Source organism: Streptomyces sp. Isolate_45, from assembly GCF_024721315.2.
Classification (GTDB): domain Bacteria; phylum Actinomycetota; class Actinomycetes; order Streptomycetales; family Streptomycetaceae; genus Streptomyces.
Map to the genome: position 1 here is coordinate 1 of NZ_JANFAK020000013.1, position 17,849 is coordinate 17,849.

A 17,849-nucleotide genomic window follows, 5' to 3' on the forward strand; every position below is an offset into this window, starting at 1 on the left:
CGGTCCGGGCGGGACCGCGCGGGGTGGCGGCGGACGGGGAGGTGGCCCGTGCGGCGGACAGGGCTTCCACCAGGGCGCCGAGTTCCACGTGGACCACCGCGACGGGCTTGCCCGGCGTCTCGGCCGCGGCCTCGCGCAGGGCGGCGGCGAGGTCGTCGGCCAGGGCCTGTTCGCCGACCCAGGGGATGGCCGTGACGATGACGGCGTCGTGGTCGGGCGACGCCAGGGCGGCGCGGAGGGCTGCGCGGAAGTCGGCCGGAGTGGCGGCGGTGGTCAGGTCGAGCGGGGGCCGCGGGCGCAGCCCCTCCGTGAGGCAGGCGTCGTAGGTGAGGACGCCGAGGGACTCGGAGTTTCCGAGGATGGCCACCCGGGGGCCGGCGGGGACCGGTTGCCCGGCGAGCAGCAGGCCGACGTCGACCAGTTCCGTGACGGTGTCGACGCGGATGACGCCGGCCTGCCGCAGGAGTTCGGAGACGGTGCTGTCGGTGAGCCTCGTACCGGGGACGACGTGGCCGGCCGGGGTGTGGCGGCCGCCGCGGGCGACGACCACGGGTTTGACGGCGGAGGTGCGGCGTGCGAGGCGCGTGAACTTGCGCGGGTTGCCGAGGGTTTCCAGGTAGAGCAGGGCCACGTCGGTGGCCTCGTCGTCGTACCAGTACTGGAGGATGTCGTTGCCGGAGACGTCGGCGCGGTTGCCGGCGGAGATGAAGGACGAGAGGCCTCCGCCGCGCCGGAGCAGTCCGGCGAGCAGGGCGATGCCGATGGCTCCGGACTGGGTGAACAGGCCGATGCGGCCGCGGGCGGCGGCGGGTCCCGGGGCCAGGGAGGCGTTCAGTTCGACCTCGGGGGCCGTGTTGATCACTCCGAAGGCGTTGGGGCCGATCAGCCGCATCCCGTACGAGCGCACCTGTCGCACCAGTTCGCGCTGGCGGGCCAGGCCGGCCGGGCCGCTCTCCCCGTAGCCGGCGGAGAGCACGACCAGGCCCTGCACCCCGTGTTCGCCGCAGTCCGCGACGGCGTCCGGGACCCGGTCGGCGGGGACCGCGATCACGGCGAGGTCGACGGGGGCGCCAATGTCCACGACGGTGCGGTAGGCCCGTACGCCGTCCAGCAGGTCTCCCTCGATGCCGGGGCCGCGGGCCTCGTTGACGGCGTAGAGGTGCCCGTGGAAGCCGCCGTCGCGCAGGTTGCGCAGGGCCGCCGCGCCGACGCCCGAGCCCGAGCGGCTGACGCCGATGACGGCGACGGAACCGGGGGCCAGCAGCCGCTGGACGGAGCGGGCCTCGGCGCGCTGTTCGCGGGCGCGCTGCACGGCGAGGGACTCCGCGGTGGGTTCGAGGTCGAGGGTGAGGTGGACGGAGCCGTCCTCGAAGCTGCGCTTCTGCTGGTAGCCGACGTCCGTGAACACTTTGATCATCTTGTTGTTGGCGGGCAGGACCTCGGCGGCGAACCGGCGGATGCCCCGCTCCCGGGCCACGGCTCCGATGTGTTCCAGGAGCGCGGAGGCGACGCCGCGGCCCTGGTGGGCGTCCTGCACGAGGAAGGCGACCTCGGCCTCGTCGGCCGGGGCGGAGGCGGGCCGGCCGTCGGGGCCGATCCGGTCGAAGCGGACGGTGCCGATGAACTCCCCGCCGATGGTCGCCGCGAGGCCCACGCGGTCCACGTAGTCGTGGTGCGTGAAGCGGTGCACGTCGCGGGCGGACAGACGCGGGTACGGGGCGAAGAACCGGTAGTACTTCGACTCGTCGGAGACCTGTTCGTAGAAGCTGGTGAGCCGTCCCGCGTCCTCGGTGGTGATGGGACGGATGCGGGCGGTGCCGCCGTCGCGCAGCACGACGTCCGCTTCCCAGTGGGCCGGGTACGAGTGGTCCGACGCGGTCGTCATGAGGTCACCCTAAGGGGCGGACGGGCCGTGCGGACCGGCCTGGACGCGAGCGCGCGCCGAACGCGGCGGTCCGGGGCGAACCGGTGCAAGCTGGGGAAGGTCGAACGGCGGTGGATCGGGGCCGAAGGTCGGTCCGAGCATTCGGGGTGCCGTGAGAGACTGGTCTAGACAACCGTAAGAACCTGAAGGGCATCACCATGGCAGAGCGCCGCGTCAACGTCGGCTGGGCCGAGGGCCTGCACGCTCGTCCCGCCTCGATCTTCGTCCGGGCGACGACCGCTTCCGGCGTCCCGGTGACCATCGCGAAGGCGGGCGGCGACCCCGTCAACGCCGCTTCCATGCTGGCTGTCCTGGGTCTGGGCGCCCAGGGCGGCGAGGAGATCGTTCTCGCTTCCGAGGCCGAGGGCGCGGACGTCGCCCTGGACCGCCTCGCGAAGCTGGTCGCCGAGGGCCTCGACGAGCTCCCGGAGACCGTGTGACCCTTCGGGTCCGGTTACCCCTCGAACGAGCGGCGGAGCCGCAGCCCCCGGCGATCCCGGGGACTGCGGCTCTTCTGTTTTCGCGATTTCGCGGCTCCACGGACCTACGGGATTCCGGCGCTCCGGCTCCGGCGCGGACTTTGACTCCGGCTCGGACTCCGACCCCGGCTTTCCGGCGGGAATTCGATGCCGGAAATTGAAGCCGCGGAAGAAAGCGGAAGCGCGGGATAAAAGCGCGGCCTCGCGCACCGCCCCGCGCCGTGCGAATGCCCGGCCACCTTTGTATACGGCCCGTGTTAATGCCGGGCGCTCGACATGTTTACGGCAGGTTGCAGAGTCCTCACCCGCGGCCGGTGCGCCTCGGTCGCGCGCGCCGCGTGCTGCGCGGTCAGCGCCCGGGCCCGATCGGCGTCCCCGCGCGCCACCGCGTCCACGATGCCGCCGTGTTCGGCCCAGGACTCGGCCGGGCGCACGGGAGCCTCCACGGCGTACATCCAGGCGATCTTTCGCCGGGTCTGCGTCAGCAGCGCGATCAGGCCCGGGCTGCCGGAGGCCTGGGCCAAGGTCTCGTGGAACCAGGCCCCGAGGTCCCGCAGGTCCTCCCCCTGGCCCCTGCGGGCCCGCTCCTGCCCCAGCCGGACCAGCCCGCGCAGTACCTTCAGGTGACCCTCCGTACGCCTGTGGGCGGCCCTGGAGGCCGCCAGGGGCTCCAGCAGCATCCGCAGCTCCAGGAGGTCGGCCGCCTCCTGTTCGGTGGGCTCTGCCACGCAGGCGCCCGCGTGGCGGCGCGTCGTGACGAACCCCTCGGACTCCAGGGTGCGCAGCGCCTCGCGCACCGGGACGCGGGAGACTCCGTAGCGGCGGGCGAGGACCTCCTCGGTGAGTCGGCCGCCCGGCCCGAAGAAGCCGGAGACGATATCGTCGCGGATCGCTGTGCATACCGCGTGCGCGGGAATACGCAAGACCGGACCTCCGCTTGAATTCGGCTGCCGGCGCCGTCGCCGGAATCGTGACCGTGTCGCGACTCTATTGCAACACGCGAATATTTCCGAGGACGGGCGGAAATCCGAAACATTTCACGGACCCGGGCAGGGGAAGGCGGGGCGGGGCCGGGACCGCGAAAACGCGGACGACCCCGGCTCGGTGAGCCGGGGTCGTCCGTGAAGACCGGTGGTGCGGTGCCGCTCGGGTCAGAGGTTCACGCCGTGCGAGCGCAGGTACGCCAGCGGGTTGATGTCCGAGCCGTACTGGGCACTGGTGCGCGCCTCGAAGTGCAGGTGCACGCCGCTGGAGTTGCCGGTGGTGCCGGCGAGGCCGATCTGCTGGCCCGGGGCGACCTGCTGGCCGGCGGAAACGCTGAGCGAGTCCATGTGGCCGTACTGCGTGTAGGTGCCGTCGTTGTGCTTGATGATCACGTTGTTGCCGTACGCGCCGCCCCAGCCGGCCTCGACGACCGTGCCGGCGCCGACCGCGCGGACCGAGGTGCCCAGGGAGGCGTGGAAGTCGATGCCCGTGTGGCTACCGGAGGACCACATGGCGCCGCCCGCACCGTAGGAGGTGCTGACGTAGGAGCCCGCGATGGGCGAGACGTAGGTGTTGAGGCGCTTGCGCTCCTCCTCGCGGGCGACGCGCTCGGCGGTCTCCCGCTCGGACTTCGCCTTGGCCTCGGCGACCTCGGCGACGCGCTTGGCCTCGGCGGCACGCTGCTTGGCGTCGGCCTCGGCCTGCGCCTGGGCGGCGACGGCGTCGGCGGCGCGCTGCTGCAGATCGGCCTGGGCCACGATGTCGCCCTGGAGGTCGTTCGCGACGACCACCGGGTTCTGGCCGGTGTCCTCCATGGAGGGGCCCGAGTTGTCCGCCGCGAAGGCCGGGGCCGCGATGGTGCCGACCACGCCCGTGGTGGCGAGGGCGGCTATACCGGCGTAGCCGGCGGTCTTGCGGCTCAGACGGCTGGAGCCGCGGTGCTTGCCGGAGCCGGTGGGACGACTGCCAAACGCCATGAAGGGGGTGATCCTTTCCTTCCCTCTCGCCTACCGGGTTAGCTGACGGGTTCGGAGCAGGAAGGTCTCCTACGGGCCTCCTCTTGCGAGGCGGTCCGATTCACCCCAGGGACTGTGGGTCCCCGGCTCCCCAGGCTCGCGCCCGATGGGGACTCGGCGATCACTGTTCGGTGCCGCGGATGCGGCGGGCACAACTGACGAACAGCAGGGCCGACGCTAGGCGGATCATCAGTGGATCGCCAAACACACGAGCGCTTTTGTTGCGTACGCCACACCGCATACGAGCAACCAAACCACTAAACGGACAAAAGGGGCTCTGACGGATAATCCATCAGAGCCCCTCGGGAAACGGTCGGTTACCGCTGGAGCGGCGGCCTCCCGCCGCTCGATCCCCGGTCAACCACCGGTCAGTTGGTGACGACGGTTACGGCGCCGATCCCCAGCGCCCGTACGGGCTCCTCGATCTGAGCCGCGTCGCCCACGAGCACCGTCACCAGACGGTCCACCGGGAAGGCGCGCACGACCGCCGAAGTCGCCTCCGCCGTACCGGTTTCCGCCAGCCGCGCGTAGAGCCGCGCCTGGTAGTCGTCCGGCAGTTCCTGCTCGACCTGGTCGGCCAGCGTGCCCGCGACGGAGGACGCCGTCTCGAACTTGAGCGGGGCGACGCCCACCAGGTTCTGCACCGCCACGTCCCGCTCGGCGTCGGTCAGTCCGCCCTCCGCGAGGGTGCGCAGCACCTTCCAGAGGTCCTCCAGTGCCGGGCCGGTGTTCGGGGTGTCCACCGAGCCGCTGATGGCGAGCATCGAGGCGCCCTTGCCGTCTGCGGTGGAACGCAGGACCTGGCCGAAGGCGCGCACGCCGTACGTGTACCCCTTCTCCTCGCGCAGCACCTTGTCCAGGCGGGAGGTGAGCGTGCCGCCGAGGCAGTACGTGCCGAGCACCTGCGGGGCCCACACGAGGTCGTGGCGGTCCGCGCCGATCCGGCCGATGAGCAGCTGCGTCTGGACCGCTCCGGGCCGGTCGACGATGACCACGCGGCCCGTGTCGTCGGCCGTCACCGGGGGCACCGGGCGGGGCTCGGCGGTGTTGCCGGTCCAACTGCCCAGGGTGTCGGCCAGGACGGCGTCCAGGTCGATGCCGGTCAGGTCGCCGACGACCACCGCGGTGGCGGTGGCGGGGCGCACGTGGGCCTCGTAGAAGGCGCGGACGGCCGAGGAGTCGATGCGGGCCACCGTCTCCTCGGTGCCCTGGCGCGGCCGGGACATGCGCAGCGAGGCCGGGAAGAGCTCCTTGGAGAGCTGCTTGGCCGCGCGGCGCTGCGGGTTGGCGAGCTCGTGCGGGATCTCGTCGAGCCGGTTGCGCACCAGCCGGTCGATCTCGCTGTCGGCGAAGGCGGGTGCGCGCAGCGCCTCGGCGAGCAGGCCCATCGCCTTGTGCAGGCGGGAGGCCGGGACCTCCAGGGAGACCCGCAGGCCGGGGTGGTCGGCGTGCGCGTCGAGCGTGGCGCCGCAGCGCTCCAGCTCGGCGGCGAACTCCTCCGCGGAGTGCTTGTCGGTGCCCTCCGACAGGGCGCGGGCCATGATCGTGGCCACCCCGTCGAGGCCCTCGGGCTCCGCGTCGAGAGGGGCCGCGAGGTTGACCTCGACCGCGACCACCTGTTGGCCCGGCCGGTGGCAGCGCAGCACGGTCAGGCCGTTGGGCAGCGCGCCGCGCTCGGGGGCCGGGAAGGCCCACGGCGTGGCGTCGCCGGGCTGCGGCTGCGGGTGGAAGGTCATCGTGACGGCTGCGGTGTCGCTCACTGCTCCGCCCCCTCGTTCTCGTCGGTCTCGTCGTGGGCGTCGGACCCGGCCGCCGGTTCGTAGACCAGGACCGCCCGGTTGTCGGGGCGCAGTCGGGCCGCGGCCACGGCCTGCACCTCCTCGGCGGTGACGTCCAGGACGCGCTGGACGGCGGTCAGCGCCAGCTGTGGGTCGCCGAACAGCACCGCGAAGCGGCACAGTTCGTCCGCCCGGCCGGCCACCGTGCTCAGCCGGTCCAGCCATTCGCGCTCCAGCTGTGCCTGGGCGCGCTCCATCTCCTCGGCCGTGGGACCCTCGGCGGCGAACCGCGCGAGCTCCTCGTCGACGGCGGCCTCGATGGCGGGCACCTCGACACCGCTGGAGGTCTTGACGTCCAGCCAGCCCAGCGAGGGCGCGCCGGCCAGGCGCAGCAGGCCGAAACCGGCCGCGACGGCGCTCTGGTCACGGCGCACCAGCCGGTTGTGCAGGCGGGAGGACTCCCCGCCGCCCAGGACGGTCAGCGCCACGTCGGCGGCGTCGCACTCGCGGGTGCCGTCGTGCGGGAGGCGGTAGGCGGCCATCAGCGCGCGCGCCGGGACCTCCTCGACGATCTCCTCGCGGAGCTGTCCGCCCATGACCTCGGGCAACGAGCCGTCGCGCGGCGGCTGCTTGCCGTCGTGCGACGGGATGCTGCCGAAGTACTTCTCGACCCAGGCGAGGGCGCGCTCGGGGTCGATGTCGCCGACGACCGACAGCACGGCGTTGTTGGGCGCGTAATAGGTACGGAAGAACTCGCGCGCGTCCTCGAGGGACGCGGCGTCCAGGTCGGCCATCGAGCCGATCGGGGTGTGGTGGTACGGGTGGCCCTCGGGGTAGGCGAGGGCGGTCAGCTTCTCGAACGCGGTCCCGTAGGGGACGTTGTCGTAGCGCTGGCGGCGCTCGTTCTTGACGACGTCGCGCTGGTTCTCCATGGACTCGTCGTCCAGGGCGGCCAGCAGCGAGCCCATCCGGTCCGCCTCCAGCCACAGGGCGAGTTCCAGTTGGTGGGCCGGCATGGTCTCGAAGTAGTTGGTGCGCTCGAAGCTGGTGGTCCCGTTCAGGGAGCCTCCGGCGCCCTGAACGAGCTCGAAGTGTCCGTTGCCCGGTACGCTCGCCGAACCCTGGAACATCAGGTGCTCGAAAAGGTGAGCCAGGCCGGTCCGCCCCTTGACTTCGTGGCGCGAGCCGACGTCGTACCAGAGGCAGACGGCGGCGACCGGGGTGAGGTGGTCCTCGGACAGCACCACGCGCAGGCCGTTGGCCAGCCGGTGCTCGGTCGCTGTCAGGCCGCCGGAGCCGGCCTGAGCTGTGGCCGTGTGACCCATGGGCATGTGGTCCCTTCGATCGCGATGCAGAGATTTCTGTCAGACCTGCCACTGTATGCAAGCGCGTCGGCCCCCGGAGAAGTTCCCGGGTGCCGCCTCCGGACTCCGTCCGGGGGACCCCAGGGGTCGGAGTCGGCATTGTCGGCGCCCCGGGCCACAATGGTCCGCGTCGCCCCTGCCGGACCGCCCGGCCGGAACCCGTACGTCCAGGTACACCCCGTACACCCGATTCTTGGTTAAGGAGCCGCGCAGCGATGGCCCGCCGCAGCACGAAGACCCCGCCGCCGGAGGATTTCGAGGAGAAGATCCTCGACATCGACGTCGTCGACGAAATGCAGGGCTCCTTCCTCGAGTACGCGTACTCGGTGATCTACTCCCGTGCCCTGCCGGACGCCCGGGACGGCATGAAGCCGGTGCACCGGCGCATCGTCTACCAGATGAACGAGATGGGCCTGCGCCCCGACCGCGGCTACGTCAAGTGCGCCCGTGTCGTGGGCGAGGTCATGGGCAAGTTGCACCCGCACGGCGACGCGTCGATCTACGACGCGCTCGTGCGCATGGCGCAGCCCTTCTCGATGCGCCTGCCGCTGGTCGACGGGCACGGCAACTTCGGCTCCCTCGGCAACGACGACCCGCCGGCCGCGATGCGTTACACCGAGTGCCGGATGGCCGACGCCACGTCACTCATGACGGAGTCGATCGACGAGGACACCGTCGACTTCAACGCCAACTACGACGGCCAGGAGCGCGAACCGGTCGTCCTGCCCGCGGCGTACCCGAACCTGCTCGTCAACGGCGCCTCCGGGATCGCCGTCGGCATGGCCACCAACATGGCCCCGCACAACCTGGGCGAGGTCATCGCGGCCGCCCGCCACCTGATCCGTCACCCGGAGGCGGACCTGGAGGCGCTGATGCGCTTCGTGCCGGGCCCCGACCTGCCCACGGGTGGCCGGATCGTCGGGCTCTCCGGGATCAAGGACGCCTACGAGAACGGTCGCGGCACGTTCAAGATCCGCGCGACGGTCGCGGTGGAGGACGTCACCCCGCGCCGCAAGGGTCTCGTCGTCACCGAACTGCCCTTCACGGTGGGCCCCGAGAAGGTCATCGCGAAGATCAAGGACCTGGTCGGGTCGAAGAAGCTCCAGGGCATCGCCGACGTCAAGGACCTCACCGACCGCTCGCACGGCCTGCGCCTGGTCATCGAGATCAAGAACGGTTTCCACCCGGAGGCCGTGCTGGAGCAGCTGTACAAGCTGACGCCGATGGAGGAGTCCTTCGGCATCAACAACGTCGCGCTGGTCGACGGTCAGCCCCTGACGCTGGGCCTCAAGGAGCTGCTGGAGGTCTACCTGGACCACCGCTTCGAGGTCGTCCGCCGGCGCAGCGAGTTCCGTCGGACCAAGCGGCGCGACCGGCTCCACCTGGTCGAGGGCCTGCTGGTGGCCCTGATCGACATCGACGAGGTCATCCGGCTGATCCGCGAGAGCGACAACTCCGCTCAGGCCAAGGAGCGGCTGATCGAGCACTTCTCGCTCAGCGAGATCCAGACGCAGTACATCCTCGACACCCCGCTGCGCCGCCTGACCCGCTTCGACCGGATCGAGCTGGAGTCCGAGCGCGACCGCCTCACCGGCGAGATCGACGAGCTGACCGGGATCCTGGATTCGGACGGCGAACTGCGCAAGCTGGTCTCCTCCGAACTGGCCGCGGTGGCGAAGAAGTTCGGCACCGAGCGGCGGACGGTGCTGCTGGAGTCGGCGGGCACGGCCATCGCGGCCGTTCCGCTGGAGGTCGCCGACGACCCGTGCCGCGTGCTGCTGTCCTCCACCGGCCTGCTCGCCCGCACCGCCAACGGCGACCCGCTCCCCGAGGAGGAGGGCGGCTCCCGCGCGAAGCACGACCTGATCGTCTCCCAGGTGGCGGCGACCGCGCGGGCCGACGTGGGCGCGGTCACCTCGTACGGACGACTGCTGCGCCTCCCGGTGATCGACCTGCCGCAGTTGCCGGACACGCACGCCGCGCCGAACCTGGCCGGCGGCGCCCCCGTCTCGGAGTTCCTCTCCGGGCTGGAGGCCGACGAGACCGTGATCTGCCTGACCTCGCTCGACGAGTCCTCCCAGGGGCTGGCGCTGGGCACCGAGCAGGGCGTGGTCAAGCGGGTCGTGCCGGACTACCCGGCGAACAAGGACGAGCTGGAGGTCATCACCCTCAAGGAGGGCGACCGGATCGTCGGCGCGGTCGAGCTGCGCACGGGCGAGGAGGACCTGGTCTTCATCACCGACGACGCCCAGTTGCTGCGCTACCCGGCCGGTCAGGTGCGCCCCCAGGGCCGCCCGGCGGGCGGTATGGCGGGCATCAAGCTCGCCGACAACGCCAAGGTGATCCACTTCTCGGCCGTGGACCCGGCCCGGGACGCCGTGGTCTTCACGGTCGCGGGATCGCACGGGACGCTGGACGACTCGGTGCGCTCCGGCAAGCTCACCCCCTTCGACCAGTACCCGCGCAAGGGTCGGGCCACGGGCGGGGTGCGCTGCCAGCGCTTCCTCAAGGGCGAGGACGTCCTGGTGCTGGCCTGGGCCGGCGGGGCCCCGGTACGGGCCGCCGCGGCGAACGGCGCCCCGGCCGCGCTGCCCGCCGTGGACCCGCGTCGTGACGGCTCGGGGGCGGCGCTGCCCGCCGTCGTCGAAGCCCTCTCGGGGGGCGTGTTGTAGCACCCGCGGGGCGCGGGGGGCCGCGGGCTGTGCCATTGGGCGCACCCCGTACCCCGCGCCCCGACTAGTGTTTTCCCCGTACACGCGGGTGGGGGGAGAGCACAGCTGATGAGTCGTCGGTCCAGCGGGTTGATCGGGGTGTGGGCCGAGGCCCAACGACAGCAGCAGAGGGCGCAGCTGATCCAGCAGCGCGAGGCGGAGCGCCGGCAGCGGACGTACGAACGGGACGTGGCCCGGGGCCGGCGGGAGCAGCAGGCCGCCTACAAACAGCACCGCGAGGCCGAGGCCCGACGCCGGACCGACGAGCTCGACGCCGAGGTCGCGGCCCTTCAGGGGATGCTGGCCGCGGGCTGCCGGGCACCCGCCTTCCGGATGGCCGCCCTGGTCCGTTCCGAACGGCTGGAGCCCTTCAACCCGGGCACGCTGGCCCATCCGCTGCCCATGCCCCAGCTCCAGCAGTTCCAGCAGCAGAGCGGTGGTTGGGCGCTCGGCGGGGGCCGCCGCGCCCAGGCGGAACGGGAGGCCCACGACCGGTACACCCAGGCCTGGCAGGCCGCGCACGCCGCCGACCAGCAGCGCATGCGCCGGCTGGCGGCGTACCGGGAACAGTACGACCGGTGGGCGGCCGGGCAGCTCGCCGACGTACGCCGCCACAACAGTGGGCTCACGGAGCTGGCCGCGGCGCTGCGCGCCGGAGACGCCGAGGCCGCCGTCGAGTACTTCTCGGCGGCCCTGTACGCCTCCACGGCCTGGCCCGAGGACCTGCCCCGCCAGGTGACGGCGGCCTACGATCCGGCGGCCCGGCAGCTGGTGCTGGACTGGGAGCTGCCGGGCTTCGCGGTGGTGCCGGAGGCGAAGTCGGTGCGGTACCAGCCGAGTACGGACCAGGACAAGGAGACGGCCCGGCCGGCCACGCAGCGCCGGGCGGTGTACCGGGACCTGCTGGCGCAGTGCGTGCTGCTGGTGCTGCGCGAGCTGTACGCGGCGGACGAGTTCGGCACGCTGGACTCGGTGGTGGTGAACGGGTTCGTGGACGACCACGATCCGGTGACGGGGCGCGAGGCGCAGATCGTACTGGCCACCGTGCTGGCCTCGCGCACGGCCTTCTCCGGGCTGCGTCTGGAGCAGGTGAGCGCGGTGGACTGCCTGGTGGACGGACTGCGGGGGCAGTTGTCGGCGCGGCCGGACCAGCTGACGGCCGTCCGGGCGGGCCGCGGGCCGGGCGAGGTCGGAAGCGGGGTCGTCCGGCACGGCGGCCACGGGGACGGCGCCGAGGAGGAGCCCGACCTGTTCTCGATGGACCCCATCGCCTTCGAGAACCTGGTCGCGGAGCTGTTCCGGGCGATGGGCATGGAGGCGGTGACGACGCAACGGTCCGGCGACGGCGGCGTCGACGTCGAGGCGCTGGACCCGGCGCCGATCCGGGGCGGCCGGATCGTCGTGCAGGTCAAGCGGTACCGCAACACGGTCCCGCCGACGGCCGTGCGGGACCTGTACGGCACGGTGCAGGACGCGGGGGCGAACAAGGGGGTGCTGGTCACCACCTCGTCCTTCGGGCCGGGGTCGTACACCTTCGCCAACGGCAAGCCGCTGGAGTTGGTTCCCGGGGTGGAGCTGGTGGACCTGCTCCACCGGTACGGGCTGCGGGGCCGCCTCGGCGACGCGACCTCCACCGCCCCGACCGTGGCGGCCTCCCGGAACGTACCCGCCCAACGGACGGCCGAGCCCGAGGCCCTCGCGCCGGACCGCAACGTATTGGGCATGTCCTGGTCGGGGTCGGTCGCGCTGGACGTGTGCGCGCTGGTCTGCGAGGGCGGCCGGGTGCTGAGCGAGGACCACTTCGTGTTCTTCAACAACCCGCGGACCCCGGACGGTTCGGTCCGCTCCCGCCCGCACTCCGGCCCCGACAAGGCTGCCGTCGAGGTCGGCTTCGACGACCTTCCGCAGCGCGCGGACCGCCTGGTCCTGGTCGCCGCGATCGACCCCGAGGTCAATCCGGACGCGGACCTCGCCGGGTTCACCGACGCCCGGATCCGGCTGCTCGGCGCGGCCGGCGAGGAGATCGACCGGCTGGAGGTCTCCGACGGCCGGGCCGGGGAAACGGCCCTGGTGCTGGGCTCCTTCCGGCGCCGGGCGAACGGCGACTGGAAGTTCGTCATCGGGGGCAAGGGCTACCGGGGCGGCCTGGAGGACCTCCTGCGCGAGTACGGCATCGACGTGGCGTAGGGCCGTGTGACCGGAAGGGCCGGGGCGGGCGCAGGGGCCCGGCTCGGCGAGGCCCCTGCGGCACGGGTCCGCTCCGGCAACGGTCCGGTCAGCCGTCCCCGGCGGGCCCTTCGGGCTCCGCCCGCGGGTCCCGGGGCACGTAGCGCAGCACACCCCACATGCTTTCCGGACCGGCGTCCTGCGGGGCCTCCTCGTGGCATTCCTCCAGCTCGCGCAGCAGGCCCGGCCCGTCGATGCCGGAGCCGATGAGGACGAGCTGCGTCCGGCGGGGCTCGCCCCGCGGCCAGGGGCCGGGGTCGAAGCTCAGGAAGCGGCCGACCGCGTGGATCTCGTAGCGCTCCTCGTGGCCCGGTACGTCGAACCGGACGAAGCCCTTGATCCGGTAGAGCCCGGCCGGGCGGCGGTCGAGGAAGTCGATGAGGCGGCGCGGTGAGAGCGCCCGGTCCGAGGTGAACTCGACGCTCTCGTAGCCCGCGTGCGCATGGGCGTGGCCGCAGTGGCCGCCGTGTCCGCAATCGCCCTGCTCGCAGGCCTCGTGATCGTGGCCGTGGTCGTCGGAGTCGCTTCCGGCGCCGGCGGCCTCGGCCAGCAGGTCCTCGAAGGAGAGTTGGCCGCGGGTCTCGGTCCAGGGACGGCGGTCGAAGAGGAGTTCCGGGTCGATCCGGCCGTGGTCGGTGGCGATCACCGGGGTGCCGGGGGCGCGGCGGGCGCCGAGTTCCGTCTCGATCCGGGTGCGTTCGGCGGCGTCGACCCGGTCGGTCTTGTTGAGGACGATCAGGTCGGCGACGGCGAGGTGGCGGTCGGTCTCAGGATGCTTCTCGCGGGTCGCGTCGAACTCCGCCGCGTCCACGACGTGCACCATGCCGCCGTAGCGGACGGCCGGGTTCTCGTTGGCCATCAGCATCCGGACCATTTCCTGCGGCTCGGCGAGTCCGCTGGCCTCGATGACGATCACGTCGATCCGGTGGGCGGGTGCGGTGAGCTTCTCCAGGTAGGCGTCCAGTTCGCTGCCGTCGACGGCGCAGCACAGGCAGCCGCCGCCGAGGGAGACCATCGAGTCGCCGACCTGGCCGGCCACGGACATCGCGTCGATCTCGATCGACCCGAAGTCGTTGACGACGACCCCGATCCGGGTTCCTCCCCGGTTGCCGAGGAGGTGGTTGAGGACGGTGGTCTTGCCGGATCCGAGGAATCCGGCGAGGACGACGACGGGGACGCTCCGCTCGGGCTGCCTGCTGTTCACCCGGCCGATGGTAACCAGGACCGGTCAGCCGAGGGGCGGCACGGGCCGGGGCGGGGTGGGGCCGGTGTAGCGGGCGGCCGGTCGGATGATCTTGGAGTCGGCGGCCTGTTCGAGGACGTTCGCGCTCCAGCCGACCACGCGCGCGGCGCAGAACGTCGGGGTGAACATCTCGCGGGGAAGCCCGCACAGCTCCATGACGACCCCCGCGTAGAACTCCACGTTGGTGTGCAGTTCGCGGCCGGGCTTGAGCTCGGCGAGGATCTCCTCCACCTGGCGTTCGACCTCGACGGCGAAGTCGACGAGCGGCCCGCCGAACTCCAGGGCGATCTCGCGCAGCATCCGCGAGCGCGGGTCCTCGGTGCGGTAGACGGGGTGCCCGAAGCCCATGATGCGGTCCCCGGCGAGGACCCGTTCCCTGATCCACGGTCGGATGCGGTCGACGGTGCCGATGGCGTCGAGGGTGTCCAGGGCCCGGCTGGGGGCGCCGCCGTGCAGCGGGCCGGAGAGCGCCCCGATCGCACCGGTCAGGCAGGCGGCGACGTCGGCGCCGGTGGAGGCGATCACGCGGGCGGTGAAGGTGGAGGCGTTGAAGCCGTGGTCGACGGTGGAGATCAGGTACCGCTCGACGGCGCGGGTCCGCACGGGGTCGGGTTCCTGCCCGGTCAGCATCCAGAGGTAGTTGGCGGCGTACGGGAGCTCGTCGCGCGGGTCGACCGGTTCCAGGCCCCGGCCGAGCCGGTGCAGGGCGGTGAGCAGGGTGGGTACGGCGGCGCAGGCGGCGAGGGCGTCGGTGGCGCGCTGATCCGCGTCGAGGTCGAAGACGGGGCGGAGGCCGGCGGACGCGCCGAGCAGTGACAGGGCGGTGCGCAGTCCGGCGAGGGGGCCCGAGGCGGCGGTGGCGCGGGCCAGACCGGGCAGGGCGTCGCGGACGGCGGCGGGCAGGTGGCGCAGCGGGGCGACGCGGGCGGTGAAGGCGGCCCGTTCGGCGGCGTCGGCGGGCAGCTCGCCGTGGAACATCAGGTGCCACACGTCCTCGAAGGTGCGGCCGGCGGCGAGCTCGACGGCCGAGTACTCGCGGTAGTGGTAGAAGCCCTCCTGGCCTCGGACGTCACCCAGTCGGGTTTCGGTGACGACGACTCCGGCGAGGCCACGGGGTACTGCGACGGTGGTGTTCATGGATCGACCATCCATGCTTGAATCAATCCTTGTCAATGTTGATTGAATCAATATATGTAGGCTGTGCGTCATGACCGATCAGCCGGCCGCCGACCACACCCGCCGCCTCACCACCCAGGAGGCCGCGCTCGCCCTCGGCGTGAAGCCGGCAACCGTGTACGCGTACGTCAGCCGGGGTCAACTCAGCAGCCGACGCGACCCCGTCGGACGCGGCAGCACCTTCGACGCGGCCGAGGTGGAGGCCCTGGCCCGGCGCAGCCGGCGCGAGGCGGCGGCTCCGGCCGGGGAGCTCTCCGTACGCACCTCGCTCACGCTGATCGAGGCCGACCGGTACTACTTCCGGGGCGTGGACGCCGTCGAACTGGCCTCCCGGTACGCCTACGAGGAGGTCGCCGAGTGGCTCTGGACGGGCGGACCACGGCCCGGCGCCCGCTTCGCCGCTCCCCCGGAGGCGCTCGCCGCGGCCCGCCGGGCGGTGGCCGCGCTGCCCGAGCACAGCGGCCCCATCGACCGGCTACGGGTGGCCGTGGCGGCCGCGGCGGTGACGGACCCGCTGCGCTTCGACCTGTCCGAGGATGCCGTACTGGGCTCCGCGCGCTCCCTCGTCCCGACGCTGGCCGGCGCCCTGCCCGAGCTGGGCGCGGCCGCCGGGGACGGCGCCCCGGTCGCCCGGGAGCTCTGGTCCCGGCTCACCGCGGCGGACCCGGAGCCGCGGGCGCTGGAGGTGCTGGACATGGCCCTCGCGCTGCTGGCCGACCACGATCTGGCCGCCTCCACCTTGGCCGTACGGGTGGCGGCGTCGGCCCGGGCCCATCCGTACGCGGCGGTCTCCGCGGGGCTCGGCGCGCTGGAGGGGCCGCTGCACGGCGCTGCGGGGCGGCTCGCCCACCGGATGCTGGTGGAGGTGCTGGAGCGCGGCGGCGCGGCGCCGGTGGTGGCGGAGTACCTGCGGGCGGGACGACGGGTGCCCGGGCTCGGCCACCGGCTGTACCGGGGCGAGGACCCGCGGGCCGGGGCGCTGTTCGGACGGCTGGCCGCCCTGCCGCAGGCGGCCCCGGCGCTGGGTGCGGCGCGGGACGTGGCGGGCGTGATGGCCCGGCACGGGCTGCACGCCAACGTGGACCTCGCGCTGGCGGTGCTGACGGTGTCCTGCGGGATGCGCGCCGAGGCCGGGGAGACGGTGTTCGCGGTGGCCCGGACGGCGGGCTGGATCGCGCACGCGCTGGAGGAGTACCAGGAGCGGCCGCTGCGGATGCGGCCGAGCGGGCAGTACCAGGGGCCCCGCCCGCCGCAGCCGCTGCCGTGACGGGCGGGGCCCCCGGCCGGGGGAGGTCCGGCCGCGGCGTCAGGTCCGCAGCCAGACCCCCGTGTCCTGCGGGAGCAGTCCCTCCGCGTCCAGGGCGGAACTGCTCAGCAGGAGGCTCGTACCGGCGGGAAGGGGCACCGGTTCGCCGGAGAGGTTGACCAGGCAGAGCAGGCCGTCGGGGCGGGCGAAGGCCAGTACCCCGGGCGGGCCGGGCAGCCAGCGCAGGCCGCCGCCGCCGAACCCGGCAGCCGCCCGGCGCAGGCGCAGGGCGGCCCGGTAGAGGGTGAGCATGGAGTCCGGGTCGCCGTCCTGTCGGTCGGCCGCGTACGCCTCCCAGTGCGCGGGCTGGGGCAGCCAGGGGTCGTGCCAGGGCTCGGCGGTCCAGGGCAGCGGCACCCGGCAGCCGTCCCGGCCGGGGTCGGTGCCGCCGGAGCGGAAGTGCATGGGGTCCTGGATCCGCCCCAGCGGGACGTCGGCCTCCGGGAGGCCGAGTTCCTCGCCCTGGTAGAGGTACACGGAGCCGGGCAGGGCGAGGGTCAGCAGGGCGGCCGCGCGTGCCCGGCGGGTGCCCAGCGCCAGGTCGGACGGGATCCCGAACGCCTTCGCCGCGAAGTCGAAGCCCGTGTCGGCGCGGCCGTAGCGGGTGACGGTCCGGGTGACGTCGTGGTTGCACAGCACCCAGGTGGCCGGCGCTCCGACGGGGGCGTGCTCGGCGAGGGTCTCCTCGATGGAGGTGCGCAACCGCTCGGCGTCCCACGGGCAGCTGAGGAAGGAGAAGTTGAAGGCGGTGTGCAGTTCGTCGGGGCGCAGGTAGCGGGCGAAGCGCTCGGAGTCGGGCAGCCAGACCTCGCCGACGAAGACGGCACCGTACGCGTCGGCGATCGCCCGCCAGGAACGGTAGATGTCGTGGAGTTCGTCGCGGTCGATGAAGGGGTGGGGTCCGCCGACCCAGGGGCCGGCGGGTCGGCCCGCCAGGTCGGGCAGGGCCGGGTCCTTCGCCAGCAGGGCAGCGGAGTCGATCCGTACGCCGGCGACGCCCCGCTCGAACCAGAACCGCAGCACCTCCTCGTGCTCCCGCCGGACCTCGGGGTGGTCCCAGTTGAGGTCGGGCTGCTGCGGGGTGAACAGGTGCAGGTACCACTCCCCGTCGGGCACGCGGGTCCAGGTGTCGGCGCCGTTGAACTGGGAGGGCCAGTCCCCCGGCGGCAGTTCGCCGTGCTCGCCGCGGCCGGGGCGGAAGTGGAAGAGCTCCCTCTCGGGGCTGCCGGGGCCGGCGGCGAGCGCGGCACGGAACCAGGCGTGCCGGTCGGACACGTGGTTCGGGACGATGTCGATGATCGTACGGATGCCCAGTTCGCGGGCCTCGGCGATGAGTTTCTCGGCTTCGGCGAGGGTGCCGAATGCGGGGTCGATGGTGCGGTAGTCGGCGACGTCGTAGCCGCCGTCGGCGAGCGGGGACAGGTACCAGGGGGTGAACCACAGCGCGTCCACCCCCAGTTCGGCGAGGTACGGCAGGCGGGCCCGGACGCCCGCGAGGTCACCGGTGCCGTCCCCGTCGCCGTCGGCGAAGCTGCGTACGTACACCTGGTAGATGGCCGCGGAGCGCCACCAGTCGGCGTCGCTGTCGGGCAGGGGGAGGTCGGCCACGTCAGGGTCCTTTCACGGCGGGTGCGGGCGGCCG

The 17,849-nt window shown here is 72.9% G+C and carries 12 protein-coding genes and 1 riboswitch; of the genes, 4 read left to right on the plus strand and 8 right to left on the minus strand.

The genetic code is table 11. From position 1 onward, the window contains the following. Window positions 1-1,885 (minus strand): GNAT family N-acetyltransferase (locus NOD94_RS06885; protein ID WP_281204829.1); only part of this gene is annotated, 1,885 nt, incomplete at its 3' end. A gap of 197 nt (window positions 1,886-2,082) precedes the next feature. Between NOD94_RS06885 and NOD94_RS06890 the strand changes: the two genes are divergently transcribed. After that, window positions 2,083-2,364, plus strand: coding sequence for an HPr family phosphocarrier protein (locus tag NOD94_RS06890; protein WP_053676283.1), 282 nt, complete (start codon window positions 2,083-2,085; stop codon window positions 2,362-2,364). A 296-nt stretch (window positions 2,365-2,660) separates the two neighbouring features. On the opposite strand, the gene NOD94_RS06895 is transcribed toward NOD94_RS06890, so the two are convergent. The 4 genes from NOD94_RS06895 to NOD94_RS06910 form a co-directional block, all read right to left on the minus strand. After that, the gene (locus NOD94_RS06895; RefSeq protein ID WP_281204830.1) at window positions 2,661-3,326 is read right to left on the minus strand and encodes a GntR family transcriptional regulator; all 666 of its coding nucleotides are present in this window, start codon (window positions 3,324-3,326) and stop codon (window positions 2,661-2,663) included. A 228-nt stretch (window positions 3,327-3,554) separates the two neighbouring features. Further along, window positions 3,555-4,364: a M23 family metallopeptidase gene (locus tag NOD94_RS06900; RefSeq protein ID WP_281204831.1), complete on the minus strand. Its 810-nt coding sequence runs from the start codon at window positions 4,362-4,364 to the stop codon at window positions 3,555-3,557. 12 nt (window positions 4,365-4,376) lie between these two features. Then, window positions 4,377-4,533, minus strand: a riboswitch (cyclic di-AMP (ydaO/yuaA leader). Between the two features lie 238 nt (window positions 4,534-4,771). After that, window positions 4,772-6,139: a pitrilysin family protein gene (locus tag NOD94_RS06905; RefSeq protein WP_281204890.1), complete on the minus strand. Its 1,368-nt coding sequence runs from the start codon at window positions 6,137-6,139 to the stop codon at window positions 4,772-4,774. Window positions 6,140-6,159: 20 nt separating this feature from the next. Then, window positions 6,160-7,506, minus strand: a complete 1,347-nt coding sequence (locus tag NOD94_RS06910; protein ID WP_281204832.1) for a pitrilysin family protein — start codon at window positions 7,504-7,506, stop codon at window positions 6,160-6,162. A gap of 254 nt (window positions 7,507-7,760) precedes the next feature. On the opposite strand from NOD94_RS06910, the gene NOD94_RS06915 reads away from it, so the two are divergent. Both NOD94_RS06915 and NOD94_RS06920 read left to right on the plus strand, forming a co-directional pair. Continuing rightward, the gene (locus tag NOD94_RS06915) at window positions 7,761-10,217 is read left to right on the plus strand and encodes a DNA topoisomerase IV subunit A (RefSeq protein WP_281204833.1); all 2,457 of its coding nucleotides are present in this window, start codon (window positions 7,761-7,763) and stop codon (window positions 10,215-10,217) included. Window positions 10,218-10,325: 108 nt separating this feature from the next. Further along, entirely contained in the window at window positions 10,326-12,443 is a 2,118-nt protein-coding gene (locus NOD94_RS06920; protein ID WP_281204834.1) for a restriction endonuclease, read from the plus strand. 88 nt (window positions 12,444-12,531) lie between these two features. Here NOD94_RS06920 and NOD94_RS06925 read toward each other — a convergent pair whose 3' ends face one another. Together NOD94_RS06925 and NOD94_RS06930 are read right to left on the minus strand one after the other, a co-directional pair. Next, window positions 12,532-13,686 carry a GTP-binding protein gene (locus NOD94_RS06925; RefSeq protein WP_281204835.1) on the minus strand — a complete coding sequence of 385 codons (1,155 nt, stop codon included), beginning with the start codon at window positions 13,684-13,686 and terminating at the stop codon, window positions 12,532-12,534. A 24-nt stretch (window positions 13,687-13,710) separates the two neighbouring features. Continuing rightward, complete coding sequence (locus tag NOD94_RS06930; protein WP_281204836.1) at window positions 13,711-14,877, minus strand: citrate synthase/methylcitrate synthase; 1,167 nt, start codon at window positions 14,875-14,877, stop codon at window positions 13,711-13,713. Window positions 14,878-14,932: 55 nt separating this feature from the next. Here NOD94_RS06930 and NOD94_RS06935 point away from each other — a divergent pair, with 55 nt between their 5' ends. Next, window positions 14,933-16,168: a citrate synthase gene (locus tag NOD94_RS06935; protein WP_281204837.1), complete on the plus strand. Its 1,236-nt coding sequence runs from the start codon at window positions 14,933-14,935 to the stop codon at window positions 16,166-16,168. Between the two features lie 39 nt (window positions 16,169-16,207). On the opposite strand, the gene NOD94_RS06940 is transcribed toward NOD94_RS06935, so the two are convergent. Then, entirely contained in the window at window positions 16,208-17,815 is a 1,608-nt protein-coding gene (locus tag NOD94_RS06940; RefSeq protein ID WP_281204838.1) for a glycoside hydrolase family 13 protein, read from the minus strand. Between the last annotated feature and the right edge of the window lie 34 nt (window positions 17,816-17,849).